Source organism: Chryseobacterium sp. PTM-20240506 (assembly GCF_048296755.1).
Classification (GTDB): Bacteria; Bacteroidota; Bacteroidia; order Flavobacteriales; family Weeksellaceae; genus Chryseobacterium; species Chryseobacterium proteolyticum.
On sequence record NZ_CP182581.1, the window covers coordinates 4,231,988 to 4,248,655 of the forward strand.

Annotated in this window: 7 protein-coding genes, 2 tRNA genes and 3 rRNA genes; 7 read left to right on the top strand and 5 right to left on the bottom strand. The window is 37.9% G+C overall.

Features of this window, described 5'->3' with window-relative positions; all coding sequences use genetic code 11:
• Positions 1 to 271: 271 nt before the first annotated feature.
• The 6 genes from ACNFU2_RS19005 to rrf all read left to right on the top strand — a co-directional run bounded on the left by ACNFU2_RS19005 (position 272) and on the right by rrf (position 6,937).
• Positions 272 to 1,186, top strand: a complete 915-nt coding sequence (locus ACNFU2_RS19005) for a metallophosphoesterase family protein (protein WP_418122715.1) — start codon at positions 272 to 274, stop codon at positions 1,184 to 1,186.
• 589 nt (positions 1,187 to 1,775) lie between these two features.
• Positions 1,776 to 3,292: ribosomal RNA gene (locus ACNFU2_RS19010) — 16S ribosomal RNA — on the top strand.
• Positions 3,293 to 3,506: 214 nt separating this feature from the next.
• Positions 3,507 to 3,580, top strand: a tRNA-Ile gene (locus ACNFU2_RS19015).
• Positions 3,581 to 3,666: 86 nt separating this feature from the next.
• A tRNA-Ala gene (locus ACNFU2_RS19020) sits at positions 3,667 to 3,740 on the top strand.
• A gap of 172 nt (positions 3,741 to 3,912) precedes the next feature.
• Positions 3,913 to 6,667, top strand: a 23S ribosomal RNA gene (locus ACNFU2_RS19025).
• Positions 6,668 to 6,828: 161 nt separating this feature from the next.
• Positions 6,829 to 6,937: ribosomal RNA gene (rrf, locus tag ACNFU2_RS19030) — 5S ribosomal RNA — on the top strand.
• Together the 16S, 23S and 5S rRNA genes with 2 tRNA genes alongside form the textbook arrangement of a ribosomal RNA operon.
• A 238-nt stretch (positions 6,938 to 7,175) precedes the next feature.
• On the opposite strand, the gene ACNFU2_RS19035 is transcribed toward rrf, so the two are convergent.
• Both ACNFU2_RS19035 and ACNFU2_RS19040 read right to left on the bottom strand, forming a co-directional pair.
• On the bottom strand, positions 7,176 to 7,970 hold the full coding sequence (locus ACNFU2_RS19035) for a hypothetical protein (protein WP_273650884.1): 795 nt from the start codon (positions 7,968 to 7,970) through the stop codon (positions 7,176 to 7,178).
• A 175-nt stretch (positions 7,971 to 8,145) separates the two neighbouring features.
• Positions 8,146 to 10,284, bottom strand: coding sequence for a S46 family peptidase (locus ACNFU2_RS19040; RefSeq protein ID WP_418122717.1), 2,139 nt, complete (start codon positions 10,282 to 10,284; stop codon positions 8,146 to 8,148).
• Between the two features lie 160 nt (positions 10,285 to 10,444).
• On the opposite strand from ACNFU2_RS19040, the gene ACNFU2_RS19045 reads away from it, so the two are divergent.
• The gene (locus tag ACNFU2_RS19045; protein WP_172284679.1) at positions 10,445 to 10,927 is read left to right on the top strand and encodes a copper resistance protein NlpE; all 483 of its coding nucleotides are present in this window, start codon (positions 10,445 to 10,447) and stop codon (positions 10,925 to 10,927) included.
• A gap of 24 nt (positions 10,928 to 10,951) precedes the next feature.
• On the opposite strand, the gene ACNFU2_RS19050 is transcribed toward ACNFU2_RS19045, so the two are convergent.
• The 3 genes from ACNFU2_RS19050 to ACNFU2_RS19060 form a co-directional block, all read right to left on the bottom strand.
• A complete protein-coding gene (locus ACNFU2_RS19050; RefSeq protein ID WP_172284681.1) occupies positions 10,952 to 11,599 on the bottom strand; it encodes an MgtC/SapB family protein in 648 nt (215 codons plus the stop codon).
• Positions 11,600 to 11,713: 114 nt separating this feature from the next.
• The gene (locus ACNFU2_RS19055) at positions 11,714 to 14,266 is read right to left on the bottom strand and encodes a DUF7619 domain-containing protein (protein ID WP_273650886.1); all 2,553 of its coding nucleotides are present in this window, start codon (positions 14,264 to 14,266) and stop codon (positions 11,714 to 11,716) included.
• Between the two features lie 91 nt (positions 14,267 to 14,357).
• Positions 14,358 to 16,640, bottom strand: a complete 2,283-nt coding sequence (locus ACNFU2_RS19060; protein WP_306611106.1) for a DUF7619 domain-containing protein — start codon at positions 16,638 to 16,640, stop codon at positions 14,358 to 14,360.
• Positions 16,641 to 16,668: the final 28 nt, after the last annotated feature.

Here is a 16,668-nt window from a genome sequence, read left to right on the forward strand (position 1 = left end):
AATCATATTAAACCCCGAAGAAATTCGGGGTTTAATATTTCATAACCTTTGATTAAAAATATAAGCTATGCTTTTTTCTGCATTATTGAACACTGCAGTAAAAAATTAATGGGAGCTTAACAATTTTATAATATGTAAGAAATTCTTATTTGTAAATATTGAGTCAAATTTGTCCACCGAAATATTATTAGTATTCTGTATATGGAACTTTTGCTGTATTGTCTTTGAAGGTAAAATTATATAGAATGCTGGTATCAGAGAAACATTGACTATGAAAAGAAGAAAATTTTTGACAAATATTCCGCTTGCCATTTCAGGGGTACTTCTGGGAGGACCTGCAGCCAGCTTGCTGGCCGAAGCTCCGAAGGATGATATAAGCAAAAAAAAGAAACTGCTGTTTACTGTAGCTCACATTACAGACGTACACTTACCGGCAGATCCTAAAATAATGGAAAGGTTTGTAAAATGTCTTAAAGAAATCAAAAACAGGAAAGTAGATTTCTTCCTTAACACAGGAGATTCCATTATGGCTGTGGACCGGGAAAACTCTACCCGTCAGGAAGTATATGACCAATGGAATGCCTGGGATAACTGTATGAAGGAAATTGCAGACTATGATATGTATAGTTGCGTCGGAAATCATGACATCTGGTGGGCAAGTGAAAAATCAGATGAAATGCATGGAGTTCCCTATGCGGCCAAAAGACTTAAAATGCCTAAGCGTTATTACAGTACTAAAAAAGAGAAATGGCATTTTATAATGTTGGATGGCAATAACTCTGGTATTACCCTGGATCCTGAACAAATGAACTGGCTGAAACAACAATTAGAAAATATTCCGCAGGGAGAATATGCATTAATTATGTCGCATTATCCTATACTTACGGTTACAGGATCCTGGGAAAGAGGGCAGCATAAAGACCATAATGCATTGAAAGACTTGTTTTATAAGCATAAAGATAAAGTGAAAGGCTGTCTTAGTGGTCATCAGCATCTCCTCGACAGAGCATGGTATAATGATGTATATTATTTCTGTAACGGAGCTATGTCAGGATTCTGGTGGGGAGAAGGAGACAAGCGTTCCGCGAAACCTTTCTATTATCAGGAAACACCACCGGGATATGCTATATTAAAATTTTATGATGACGGCTCATTTGAGAATGAATACATAATTCATCATTATTAATACCTATATATTATGTAAACAGAGACTGGCTTTTTAAGTCTGTCTTTGTTTTTATAGTACTTTATAAACATTCAGAAATCTGGATTGTCTTATTATTTTTAATTTTTGCAATACCAATTAAAAGTTTTGTCTCCGGTAGTCAATAAGTTATGGATATTATGTTAAAAAAGTTTATCAAAAGCTTGGCCGGTATCATTAAAGTTTATACTTTTGCCCCACTGAAAACGAGAGATAGTAGGTAGCGCAGAAGAGAGTAATTATAAACGAAGATTTAAAAAAATAAATAATAATTTATTTTGAAAATTGAGAAAAGTTTGTATCTTTGCAGTCCCAATTAAGGGAGCGCGGAGTAAAATTGAGATAAGTGTTAGAGAGGGATTAAGGTTACAGAAAAAACTTTAAAATTTTCTTCAAAAACATTTGGTCAGTTCAGAAACATTAATTACTTTTGCACTCGCAAATCTAAAGCAAAAACGACAGAAAAAAAGCTTTAGAGAAAAGCGGAAGAAGAGAGATCATTGAAATACAATATAACAACCAAGTAAGGAAAAACTAAAGCGTCAAAACTTTGAGTGAGTCAGACAAACATACAATGGAGAGTTTGATCCTGGCTCAGGATGAACGCTAGCGGGAGGCCTAACACATGCAAGCCGAGCGGTATAGATCTTTCGGGATCTAGAGAGCGGCGCACGGGTGCGGAACACGTGTGCAACCTACCTTTATCAGGGGGATAGCCTTTCGAAAGGAAGATTAATACCCCATAATATATTAGATGGCATCATTTGATATTGAAAACTCCGGTGGATAGAGATGGGCACGCGCAAGATTAGATAGTTGGTGAGGTAACGGCTCACCAAGTCAATGATCTTTAGGGGGCCTGAGAGGGTGATCCCCCACACTGGTACTGAGACACGGACCAGACTCCTACGGGAGGCAGCAGTGAGGAATATTGGACAATGGGTGAGAGCCTGATCCAGCCATCCCGCGTGAAGGATGACGGCCCTATGGGTTGTAAACTTCTTTTGTATAGGGATAAACCTACCCTCGTGAGGGTAGCTGAAGGTACTATACGAATAAGCACCGGCTAACTCCGTGCCAGCAGCCGCGGTAATACGGAGGGTGCAAGCGTTATCCGGATTTATTGGGTTTAAAGGGTCCGTAGGCGGACTCGTAAGTCAGTGGTGAAATCTCATAGCTTAACTATGAAACTGCCATTGATACTGCGGGTCTTGAGTAAGGTAGAGGTAGCTGGAATAAGTAGTGTAGCGGTGAAATGCATAGATATTACTTAGAACACCAATTGCGAAGGCAGGTTACCATGTCTTAACTGACGCTGATGGACGAAAGCGTGGGGAGCGAACAGGATTAGATACCCTGGTAGTCCACGCCGTAAACGATGCTAACTCGTTTTTGGGTTTTCGGATTCAGAGACTAAGCGAAAGTGATAAGTTAGCCACCTGGGGAGTACGAACGCAAGTTTGAAACTCAAAGGAATTGACGGGGGCCCGCACAAGCGGTGGATTATGTGGTTTAATTCGATGATACGCGAGGAACCTTACCAAGGCTTAAATGGGAAATGACAGGCTTAGAAATAGGCTTTTCTTCGGACATTTTTCAAGGTGCTGCATGGTTGTCGTCAGCTCGTGCCGTGAGGTGTTAGGTTAAGTCCTGCAACGAGCGCAACCCCTGTCACTAGTTGCCATCATTCAGTTGGGGACTCTAGTGAGACTGCCTACGCAAGTAGAGAGGAAGGTGGGGATGACGTCAAATCATCACGGCCCTTACGCCTTGGGCCACACACGTAATACAATGGCCAGTACAGAGGGCTGCTACCAGGCGACTGGATGCTAATCTCGAAAGCTGGTCTCAGTTCGGATTGGAGTCTGCAACTCGACTCTATGAAGCTGGAATCGCTAGTAATCGCGCATCAGCCATGGCGCGGTGAATACGTTCCCGGGCCTTGTACACACCGCCCGTCAAGCCATGGAAGTCTGGGGTACCTGAAGTCGGTGACCGTAACAGGAGCTGCCTAGGGTAAAACAGGTAACTAGGGCTAAGTCGTAACAAGGTAGCCGTACCGGAAGGTGCGGCTGGAACATCTCATTTTAGAGCGTTGAAGAACGTTAAACAAAATAAAGGTACTTAAGTGTACCATGTACTTACTTAAAGAGAAGCTTTAGTTTTTTATTTGGTTGATATATAAAAAAATACAACACCCACTAGAAATTAGTAAAAGGGAAGAGATTTAGAAAAGAAGTTAGAAATTAGAAGTTAGAGATTAGTCTAACATCTGATATCTAAAATCTAACATCTAAAACAAAGTCTCGTAGCTCAGCTGGTTAGAGCGCTACACTGATAATGTAGAGGTCGGCAGTTCGAGCCTGCCCGAGACTACTAATTATAAGACGGGAAGAGATCAGATATAAGACATGAGACATTAAGTCTGAGATCTAGGATCTGATATCTGAAGTCTACTAGAGGGGGAATTAGCTCAGCTGGCTAGAGCGCCTGCCTTGCACGCAGGAGGTCAAGGGTTCGACTCCCTTATTCTCCACAGTTTGTATATGTAAAAAAGAAGCATGTAAACCTCATGACGAGAGCCGTCATTGATACATGAATACGTTTTACATTAATACAGAAGAAATAAAGATCATTGACATTAACGGTAAAGACATCACAAAGAGAAAACCGAGCACTTATAAGTGCTTGAGTAACCTAAAAATAGGAAAGAAATCGTTAAGGGCGTATGGCGGATGCCTAGGCTTTCAGAGGCGACGAAGGACGTGGTAAGCTGCGAAAAGCTGCGGGGATTGGCACACACGAATTGATCCGCAGATGTCCGAATGGGGCAACCCAATACATTGAAGATGTATTACCTCGTAAGAGGAGCAAACCCGGAGAACTGAAACATCTAAGTACCCGGAGGAAAAGAAATCGAAGAGATTCCGTAAGTAGTGGCGAGCGAAAGCGGATTAGCCCAAAAGTCTTTATATATTTAGAAGAACGTACTGGAAAGTGCGGCCATAGACGGTGATAGCCCGGTATTCGAAAGGTATATATAGATGATAAATGAGTAGGGCGGGACACGTGAAATCCTGTCTGAATATGGGGGGACCATCCTCCAAGGCTAAATACTCCTGAAAGACCGATAGTGAACAAGTACTGTGAAGGAAAGGTGAAAAGCACTTCGAATAGAAGGGTGAAATAGAACCTGAAACCGTACGCCTACAAGCGGTCGGAGCCCACAAGTTGGGTGACGGCGTGCCTTTTGCATAATGAGCCTACGAGTTAATTTTACTAGCGAGGTTAAGGACTTCAGGTCCGGAGCCGGAGCGAAAGCGAGTCTGAATAGGGCGGATAGTTAGTAGGATTAGACGCGAAACCTTGTGATCTACCCATGGGCAGGTTGAAGCTCTGGTAACACAGAGTGGAGGACCGAACCGGTTGACGTTGAAAAGTCTTCGGATGACCTGTGGGTAGGGGTGAAAGGCCAATCAAACTGGGAGATAGCTCGTACTCCCCGAAATGCATTTAGGTGCAGCGTTGATTATAAGTTTATTAGAGGTAGAGCTACTGATTGGATGCGGGGGTTTCACCGCCTACCAATTCCTGACAAACTCCGAATGCTAATAAATGTTGATCAGCAGTGAGGGCATGGGTGCTAAGGTCCATGTCCGAGAGGGAAAGAACCCAGACCAACAGCTAAGGTCCCCAAATATATGTTAAGTTGAAGCAACGCGGTTGGACTGCATTGACAGCTAGGATGTTGGCTTGGAAGCAGCCATTCATTTAAAGAGTGCGTAACAGCTCACTAGTCGAGCGGTCCGGCATGGATAATAATCGGGCATAAACATATTACCGAAGCTATGGATTTGTACATTGTACATCTGGTAGGGGAGCATTCTGTTTGCGCCGAAGCAGTATCGTGAGGTATTGTGGAGCGGACAGAAAAGAAAATGTAGGCATAAGTAACGATAAAGGGGGCGAGAAACCCCCTCACCGAAAGACTAAGGTTTCCTCAGCCATGCTAATCAGCTGAGGGTTAGTCGGGACCTAACGCGAACCCGAAAGGGGTAGTGGATGGACAATGGGTTAATATTCCCATACTTGCTCACACTAAAAAGGGGACGGAGTGCCGTACCTGCTGGAGACTGACGGAATAGTCAAGGCCTAGCCTTCGGGCGAAGCTGCTGCAGGGAAAGTGCTTCCAAGAAAAGCCGAAGTGAAGCAACCCGTACCAAAACCGACACAGGTAGTCGAGGAGAGAATCCTAAGGTGCTCGAGTGAGTCGTGGCTAAGGAACTAGGCAAAATAGTCTCGTAACTTCGGAAGAAGAGACGCCATCAGCAATGGTGGCCGCAGTGAAGAGGCCCAGGCGACTGTTTATCAAAAACACAGGACTCTGCTAAATCGAAAGATGCTGTATAGGGTCTGACACCTGCCCGGTGCTGGAAGGTTAAGGAAGGGCGTTAGCGTAAGCGAAGCGTTTGACTGAAGCCCCAGTAAACGGCGGCCGTAACTATAACGGTCCTAAGGTAGCGAAATTCCTTGTCGGGTAAGTTCCGACCTGCACGAATGGTGTAACGATCTGGGCACTGTCTCAGCCACGAGCTCGGTGAAATTGTAGTATCGGTGAAGATGCCGATTACCCGCAATGGGACGAAAAGACCCTGTGAACCTTTACTATAACTTCGTATTGACTTTGAGTAAGTAATGTGTAGGATAGGTGGGAGACTATGAAGCAGGCACGCTAGTGTTTGTGGAGTCAACGTTGAAATACCACCCTTTACTTACTTGGAGCCTAACTTCCTTTAGGAAGGACATTGCGTGGTGGGTAGTTTGACTGGGGTGGTCGCCTCCAAAAGAGTAACGGAGGCTTTCAAAGGTACCCTCAGCACGCTTGGTAACCGTGCGTAGAGTGTAATGGCATAAGGGTGCTTGACTGTGAGACCTACAAGTCGATCAGGTGCGAAAGCAGGACATAGTGATCCGGTGGTTCCGTATGGAAGGGCCATCGCTCATAGGATAAAAGGTACTCCGGGGATAACAGGCTAGTCTCCCCCAAGAGCTCACATCGACGGGGAGGTTCGGCACCTCGATGTCGGCTCGTCACATCCTGGGGCTGGAGAAGGTCCCAAGGGTTGGGCTGTTCGCCCATTAAAGTGGCACGCGAGCTGGGTTCAGAACGTCGTGAGACAGTTCGGTCTCTATCTATTGCGGGCGTTAGATGTTTGAGAGGGCTTGATTCTAGTACGAGAGGACCGAATTGAACAAACCTCTGGTGTATCAGTTGTACCGCCAGGTGCACCGCTGAGTAGCTATGTTTGGAAGAGATAAGCACTGAAAGCATATAAGTGCGAAACTCGCCTCAAGATGAGACATCTTTTAAGGGTCGTGGGAGATGACCACGTTGATAGGCTACAGGTGTAAAGTTGGTAACAGCATAGCCGAGTAGTACTAATTACCCGTAGATTTATAGCCTATAGGTTACACTAGTTCAAGTCTTATAAGTGCAATACTGGTTTTGCCTTTGTGATGAAATTTACCGATAAAACAGATGTCAGATACAAGACATCAGATAAGAGACTTTATAATAGGTCTGAAATCTGAAATCTATCCTCTGATATCTTATATACCTTCTTTAGGGTGGTTTTAGCGGTGGGGCTCACCTGTTCCCATTCCGAACACAGAAGTTAAGCCCACCAGCGCCGATGGTACTGCGACAAGCGGGAGAGTAGGTCGCCGCCAGTTTTTATTAAAAGTCTCATACATGAATTTGTATGAGACTTTTTTGTTTTATAACTATACATATCTATACCTACCATACCATAGCAATAAAAGATAAATGATCATTGATGAATGATAAGTGGCTATTAATAAGTAATAACTGATCAATGATGAATTATAAATGATAAAAGATCATCCATCAAATATCAATCATCATTTATTATTTATCATTCATAATTCTTCACTCCTCACTCCTCACTCCTCACTGGTATCTGCTAAATGACTTCTCTACAATTTCTCTGGCATTCTTTTCTACATTCTGATAAGAATAAAAGCCGTAGATGGTATCGTAGTTTATTTCTTCAAAACATTTTTCAATTCTTTTAATTTCGTTCAAAGGAAGAGGAATTCTGTTGGGATAGCTTCTCATTGTGGCAAAATGATTCATAGATGGGGAAAGATACATGGTATCCCCAATTAAAAGCGTTCCGTTTTCGCTCATCCATGGTATTTCTATGACAGAACTTCCCTCAAAATGGCCACCAATATTGTGAAGCTTTAATTGATTCCATAGATTAAGCTGATGACCGGTCCAGTATTCTACAAAATCACCTCCATTTACAACCCATTCTTTATCGTTTTCATGAATATAAATTTTAGAATTAAAGGTATCTGCCCACATTTTCATATTGGAATAATAGTGCGGATGAGAGAAAGCAATAGCTTTTAAGCCCCCTTTAGAATTAATAAATGCAATAGCCGCTTCATCAAGAAGGGGAATGCAATCCCATAATATATTTCCGTTTTTAGAAAGTACCAGCAAGGCCCGCTGTCCAATAGAAAACCTCGGATTAACAACCAGTTCGTAAAGGTTATTATTTAGTTTTTTAATTTTTATGCTATGCTTTTCCAGAAGCTTTTCATGGGTAATCCACGATTGTCCGCTTTGAGGGACTGATTGTCTTTCGTCATTACAAATTAGGCAAAGATTGCCCTGATAGCTTTCCGGATATTGTATACCACATTCCGTACACATTTTAAGATGGTTATCATTCATAAAAAAGTTTTTATTAAAAATACATACTGTTCAGTGATCGGTATGTTATTTTATATAGATTTTACCTATCCTTAAATTGCGCTTAACTGCTCCTGGATAAGGAAAGATTATCTTTTCAATTAAAAACCCTATCTAACTTTAGATAGGGTTTAAAACATCTTATTATGGATAAGAATTATTTGATAACTTTCATTTCATCAATCAGCCACTTGGAATCGGCAAATTTTTCAATGATGAATAGAATGTACTTGGTGTCAACCATAATGTTTCTGCTAAAACGGGGGTCATAATTAATATCACTCATAGTTCCTTCCCATTGTCTGTCGAAATTTAATCCTACTAGATTTCCGTAAGCATCAAGAGCCGGACTTCCTGAGTTTCCCCCTGTGGTATGATTGGTGGCCGTAAATCCTACAGGAACATCACCTCCCTTATCTTTATAATTTCCAAAATCTTTTTTATTGTAAAGATCGATTAACTTTTTAGGAACATCAAATTCATAATCCCCCGGAATGTATTTTTCTATAACTCCTGCCAAATGAGTTTGATAACCATAAGAAACAGCATCTCTCGGATTTGAACCTTTTACTTTACCGTAAGTCACACGAAGTGTGGAGTTGGCATCAGGGAAGAATTTTCTGTCTTTATCGGACGACATTTGCTGTTGCATGAATTTTTTCTGCAGCGCATCAATTTTTGTCTGGATTGAGGTATACTGAGGATCAGCTGTTTTTGAATAAGTGTCTTTGATATTTGAAAATAATTGATAAACAGGGTCTTTTTTTAATGTTCTTACCAGTTTATCCTGATTAGAAAATGCCTTGTCAATATCTGCACTTAAAGAAGCTCCATTTACAGCTGTTCTGCCGGTAATGATAGAGTTTTTAGAAATCTCTTCGATATTCTGAATGTTCTGTGCTTCGTTTTTAAATTTATCAAATCCCGCTGGTAAAAACTGAGCGGTTGTTTTGTTGGCATACAGAGCAAGGAGCTTTGCAGTTACTTTTGCATCAAGCTCCGGACTGTAATCTTTATAGAAAGAAGTCAGCTTATTTTTAAATGCTGTAATTTCCTTCTCATCCATTCTTCCTGCTTCTACGGATAAGATATAGTTGGAATACATATTAGCTAATGCTAATGTCTCAGCATTTTTAATTAACTCAGAATAATAGGCATTATTTAAAGCATAAGGAGCCTGCTCAGTGTATAGCTTATTCAGCTGGTCTAATGTTGTTTTGATTTCCGGATTTTTAGCTACCAGAGATCCTTCGTACATTACTTTCTTTTCTACAGCATTAGACTTTTTCAGGCCTTCTACTTCTCCAATCCATTTTTTCCAGTAATTTGCCACTGAAGCATATTTAGAAGCATATTTAATACGTGTTGCATTGTCCACACGCATTTTTTCATCCAAAGTCTTTAAAGCGACATCGCGGACTGCAATTTTTGCAGGATCAATCTCATTCATGATTTTTTCAACTGCAATTGATGGAAGATACTCAGTGGTTTTTCCCGGAAAGCCAAATACAAATGTGAAATCATTTTCATTCTTATCCTTGATGGAAACAGGTAGAAAATGTTTAGGTACATAAGGAACATTATCTTTGGAATATTCTGCAGGCTTATTGTTTTTATCTGCATAAATTCTGAACATAGAGAAATCTCCCGTATGCCTTGGCCATACCCAGTTATCCGTATCACTTCCGAATTTTCCTATACTTTGTGGCGGTGCTCCTACCAAACGGATGTCTTTATAAGTTTCTATTGTATAAGCATAGTATTTATTTCCATAATACATAGGCTTTACAGTGATAGACTGATAATTTTCTATTTTTTGAGAATTTTTGTATATCTCAATATTGTTGTTGATTTTTTTTGAAAGATCAGGTTCGGAAAGATGATCCGTACCCTCCAGAATTTGATTGGTTACTTCTTTGATATCTACAATAAAATCTACTTTTAATCCGGGATTAGGAAGCTCGGTGCTCATATTCGTTGCCCAGAATCCATTGGAAAGAAGATCATTTTGTACTGTAGAATGTGCCTGAATTTGTCCGAAGCCACAGTGATGATTGGTTAATAAAAGTCCTTTTGGAGAAATAATTTCTGCTGTACAGCCACCGTTAAATTGAACAACGGCATCCTTAATACTGGCCTTTTGAGGATTGAAGATGTCTTTTGCAGAGATTTTCATTCCCAGGTCTTTCATTTCCTTTTCATTCAGCTCCGTTGGAATCCACATTCCCCCATATTGTTGGGCAAAAGCCATTGCGGCAGGCAAAAGAAATGCAGATAAAAGTATCTTTTTTATCATAATCAAAAATTTTGTCCAATTTACGAAGAAAATTAGGATTATAAGTTACAAGTCATCCTGAAAACGAGGTAGATTCATAGATAATGGCATTTAATATTTTGTATTAAAAAATATAATGGGATGGATCCCGTTATTTAATGACCAGAAACAAATAATATTTATGGAAAACAAAACTTTTTTATCCGGAACTGTACTGGCCATATTACTGGCTTCATGTTCACCCAAAGAAAAACAAAGAGAAATATTTTCTGCCCCGGAAACAGATTCAGCTTCGATCCAAAAACCATTGGATTCAGTGGCTGGCAACGCTTTGATTGATGGGCATAACTCTCAGAATTCATTGGATTGGAACGGAACTTATGAGGCTGTGGTTCCATGTGCAGATTGCCCGGGGATCAAAACTTCTCTCACATTGAATAAGGATAATACGTTCCATATTACAGAAGAATATATCGACAGAAAATCAAAGAATGAAGATAAAGGAACCTTGGAGTGGGATAAAACGGGCAGTATTGTGACTTTAAAAGGAAAATCCGCTAATTACAAATACAAGGTCGGTGAAAACCATCTTACTCAGCTTGATTTGAATGGAAAGGAAATTACCGGTCCCAATAAAGATCTGTATGTTTTCAAGAAAAAATAAAGGCTGCTGCCTTTATTTTTTATTTTAAAATTGATAGGACATAATTTTAGGGTCATTCATCATTTGCTTAATCAAAAGCTCGTGTTGCCGGGTATTCCCCGTAAGTCTCCAGGTCGTAATTAAACTGTCTTTGGAATATTGCTGTCTCATGATAAGAAACTTTAAATGATTATTCCTGAATAATTCCTCACAATGACTGATGTGATCAGAAGCGGAGATAGATATTTTATATTCCCTGATTTTATGATTATTGTCGATAAAATTCTGCAAATAACTTAACGAGCTCAAGACAAGAAGAACCAATGTAGTGCCCAGCAACGAAAAGTATACATATCCTGAACCGACAGCCATTCCTATTGAAGCAGTTGCCCAGATGGTTGTTGCCGTTGTAATTCCATCGATTTTATTATCTCCTTTGAAAATAACTCCTGCTCCCAAGAAACCTATACCGGTAATAATATTGGCTGCCAGACGATCTGGATTCTGAACTCCTATTTTGATTGATAATATGGTGAAAAGACAAGATCCAAAACATACCAGAATAAACGTGCGAAGTCCTGCAGACTTATTTCTATATTCACGTTCAGCACCGATAAAAAGCCCGAGCATAACTGAAATAAATATCAGTATCAGTTCATTTTGAATGGAATAGTGATCTTGTAGAAAATCCATGGATGTATAATTAAAACCTTGAATAAAAATACAATAAATTCTTACGTGATCGTTCAAGCATATAAAAAAAGACTGCTTCTTAAGGCAGTCTTTCGTTTATTGATGTAAAGTGATTTAATTTTTTATGAATTTCTGTACCATAACCTGATCTTTTGTAAACAATCTGATCATATAGCTTCCTTTAGCAAGTTCAGAGATATTGACAGAATTATTGCTTACGCTTATTGAATTTAAAATCCTTCCAGCTATATCATAGACTTCTGCCTTTACAACTTTCTCTTTTGACTTAATGAATAAAACATCTTTTACCGGATTCGGATAGATACTGAACTGGTCTTTATCATTAGTAATTTCGGATGTTCCTAAGGTATTCTGAACAGAAGTTGTAGCAGTATTCGTAATGATAGGCGCATTATAATCAAAATAGATCTTGGCTGTATTACTGAAACTATCTCCGATAACCAAATTAGATTTTGTTTTAATTTTAAATGAAACATATCCGTCATTATTCGCATTATCAAAAGGAAGCTGAATGTTTTCAAAAATAAATTCGACTACATTTCCATTGATTCTCGTTACAAAATTATGGCTTCCATTCAGTGCAACTAAGCTGGATATATCATATTTTGAAGTATCGATCTCATCCTTTACTACGATATTTTGAGCATTGGCCGTTCCTGTATTCTCAAATCTCATCAAATAATGAACATAATCTCCGACTTGTGCCTGAGTGATAGAAGAGCCTTCCAGACAGGTTTTATCATTAGGATCAAAAGAGTTGACAACGATTTGGTTTAATGTAAATATATTATCTGAAGGAGTATCATCTGTAGCTCCGTTGATTTGTGCTGTGTAATGCAGTACATCACCACCGTTTAAAGGAGGAGTCTGTGTAGGAGTATTCAATTTAAAGGTTACTGTAATTTCTTTAGTCTCAAAAGGTAAGATATTGTTGAAATTCCAGGATAAGATTCCAGTTGACTGTGAATTAGGAGCAATCGTGGAGCTTAGATAATTCATTAGATTGTCATTGAAATTATAAGCTAAGGTTCCTGATTGTGCCGAAGTTCCTTTATTTCTGTAAACAACTTTATATTTTGTATCAAATCCAGGTCTTGCTGATTCAATTGGAATAATCATAATTTCCAAATCATTATGTATTCCATTAGCCGTTAAACAAAAGTTTTGTGTAAATGGGCTTGCTTGAGTAGGAAAGGTGGTTATTAAATTTGCTGGCGAGACATTAAAGTAAGTAGGATTTTCGAGTATAGGACTAATAGTGTGAGTTCCAGCTTGTAACGGTATGAAATGGACCCCTGCCGAATTTGCAATAAAATTAGCAGTGGAGGACCCACTTGTAACCAAGAAATTTTGAAATGCTTTTCCTGGATCCGAAATATCACAGCCATTATTGTTGGAATCGTATTTTGTGTCTCCATTTATGGTGTAAAAAGTTCCACCAGGAGTAAAAGAACAATAAGAATTAACATTAACATTAGTATAACCATACATATTCAAGTAGGATAAAACAGCATTGGTATGCTGTAAATCACAACATACATATTGTAATTCTGAATTATCATCAATATTGAAATTATATGGAACACCTTGTCCTCCATTTTTAAAATTTAAAATCTTTATATTGTTATCCGAACAATCTAAGTAAGAAAGTAAAGGATTAGAACTCAAATCTAATAATGTGAGTTGGTTCTCTGAACACTTTACAGTTGTAAGAATAGGAAAACCTGTTAAATCAATACTGTTAAGAGCATTTTCATCAACATCAAAAATTTCGAGCAATGGGGATCCGGTTACTGTCAGGTTTGTAATTTCATTATCAACCAGTGAAATACTTTTTAGTAGTGGGTTGTTAGATATCGTTACATTAGGAACTGTAGTGCTATAATTGGAGGTAATTTCTGTGAGCAATGGGTTATTGGAAACAGATAAAGATTGTATGTCCGGGCCAAAAAGGGAGATTTTTTTTAAATCATTACAGCCACTAATATTTATAGTATTATTTAACCATGAATAACCGTAACTTGAAATCGTAACTTCTTCTAAATTATTTATACCGCTTAGATTAATATTACTTAGCAATACTCGTTCTAAATTTAGGACTTTGATATTTGGGCAACCTTGAAAATTTAAATAATTTAAATACTCTGAAATAGACAAATGTGTTAAAGAGGGAATATTTAAAGTAAGTGTTTGGAAATTTCCACCTTGAATATTCAATTTCTTAAGACCGGTACAATTATCTACATTAAGCGCTGAAAGATAATAACCAGCAGCAAATAATTCTGTAAGGGAAGTCATCCCGCTAACATCAAAAGAGGTGAAGTTATTGTTCGGTATAAATTGTACAGAGAGTTTCGTAAGATTTGTGAAACTTTTAATACCTGTAATATCGCCGATTTGCGATCCCACTGTACTCGTTGTTCCATTAATATCAAGAGTTTTTATTAAACTTGCTTCGCTAGCCTGAATTTCGTTGTCGCCGTTAAGATCTATAGCAACAGGATTGTGGTTAACGTCGAGAGCGATATAATTTGTATTATTTGCAGATAATAAATAAGATTTAAAGTTCGGATCTGGAATATTTAAGATTTGTGCTTTAAATATAGGCAGAATACTTACGAAAAGAATGAGGTAAAGTTTTTTCATAAATTTTATTGGTTTATCATTTTTTATGTGAGTTATTTTAGCATTACTTAATTGCTATTTAATGGTATCTAAAAAATATACTTAATTGAAATTAATTTTTTATGAATTTCTGTACCATAACCTGATCTTTTGTAAACAATCTGATCATATAGCTTCCTTTAGCAAGTTCAGAGGTGTTGACAGAATTATTGCTTACGCTTATTGAATTTAAAATCCTTCCTGCTGTATCATAGATTTCTGCCTTTACAATCTTCTCTTTTGACTTTATGAATACAATATCTTTTACCGGATTCGGATAGATACTGAACTGGTCTTTATCATTAGTAATTTCGGATGTTCCTAAGGTATTCTGAACAGAAGTTGTAGCAGTATTCGTAATGATAGGCGCATTATAATCAAAATAGATCTTGGCTGTATTACTGAAACTATCTCCGATAACCAAATTAGATTTTGTTTTGATTTTAAATGAAACATATCCGTCATTATTCGCATTATCAAAAGGAAGCTGAATGTTTTCAAAAATAAATTCGACTACATTTCCATTGATTCTCGTTACAAAATTATGGCTTCCATTAAGAGGAATCAAACTGGATAAATCGAATTTCGTAAGATCAATTTCGTCTTTTACCACAATATTTTTCGCATTGGCTGTCCCTGTATTTTCAAATCTGATTAGGTAATGAACGTAATCTCCAACTTTTGCTTGTGCAATTGAGGTTCCTTCAAGGCATGTTTTGTCATTGGGATCAAAAGAATTAACTACAGGTTGATTTAAAGTAAATATATTATCTGTTGGTGTATCATCTGTACCTCCATTAATCTGTGCTGTGTAGTGCAATAGATCTCCGCCATTTAAGGGTGGTGTTTGTGTTGGTGTGTTTAATGTAAAGGTTAATGTAACTTCTTTAGTCTCGAAGGGTAAAATATTGGTAAAATTCCAGGATAATATTCCAGTTGACTGAGTGTTTGGAGCAATCGTGGAGTTTAGATAATTCATTAGATTGTCATCAAAATTATAAACCAAAGTTCCCGATTGTGATGTGTTACCTTTATTTTTGAAAAAAACTTTATATTTTGTATCAAAACCTGGTACAGCAGCAGTCACAGGAATAATGATAATTTCTAGATCGTTATGTGTTCCATTGGCGGACATGCAAAAATTTTGAGTAAGGGGACTTGTTTGTGTAGGGAAATTTGCAGTTACATTTGTTGGTGAAATATTAAAATAAGTAGGGTTTTCTAATACAGGTGTAATGGTATAATTGCCGGCTTGAACTGGAATTGAATAATTTCCTGAAGCATTTGCTATCATATTACCGGCATTATAAGGATTTGTTATTGAGAATTTTTGAAACGCTTTTATAGGATCATTGATGTCACAACCATTATTATTGGAATCATATTTCGTGCTTCCCTGTATGGTATAAGAATTTCCTCCGGGAGCAAAAGAACAATATGAGTTTAATACAACATTAGGCTGATTGTAATAATTGACCAGTGCATTTATCGCTCCCAACTCGATATCATCAACGCATATATAACTTAAACTTGGTGTGTTTGAAAAATATGGAGTTGCTCCTTGAGTATAGTTATTTTTTCCGTTCTTAATATTAAAGCTTACGAGATTGGGATTATTAGAAAAATTAAAATTACCAAGCTGTGTAAGTTGTCCCACATCAATAGTAGTAAAAAGATTATAATCAATATATAAATTTGCCACATTAGGAGCCTCCCCAAACGGAATGGTTACAAGCTTATTATGTGAAGCAACAATGTTTGTCAAATTATTATTGTTATTTAAAATTAATGTTGTAATTAAATTATTATTACATTCTAAAGTGACCAGATTTGGGAAATTGGAAATATCTACCGATACTAATTGATTTCCACTACATGAGAGACTTTGTAGATTGGGGGAGTTAGTAATTGAGAAACCAGAAAGTTGATTGTTAGCGATAGATAAAGTCTGCAGACTGTTCAAATTATCAAAAGAAACGTTAGTAAGATTGTTGTTGGCTACATGTATAAGTGTAAGGTTGGATAATCCTGTTATTTGAAGATTAGTCAAAGCATTATTAAAAGCACTTAAAGCCGTAAGATTGGTAAACTGATTGATACCTGTAAGATCAGCAATCATATTACCTGTTTGACCGGGAATAAAAAGTTCTGATACATTCAATGCTTCTGAAACCTGAATTTCACTATCTCCGTTTGTATCAATTACAATTTTTTGGTGGTTATTGTTGTATGCGATCCCGTTTGTTGTGTTTGCTGACAGAAGTTTGGCTTTAAAATTAGCATCTGGAATATTCACAATCTGTGCCTGAAACATAGCAAATATAATCAGAGAAATGATTAAGTAGATTTTTTTCATGTATTACTAGTTAGTAGTTATTTTTTTA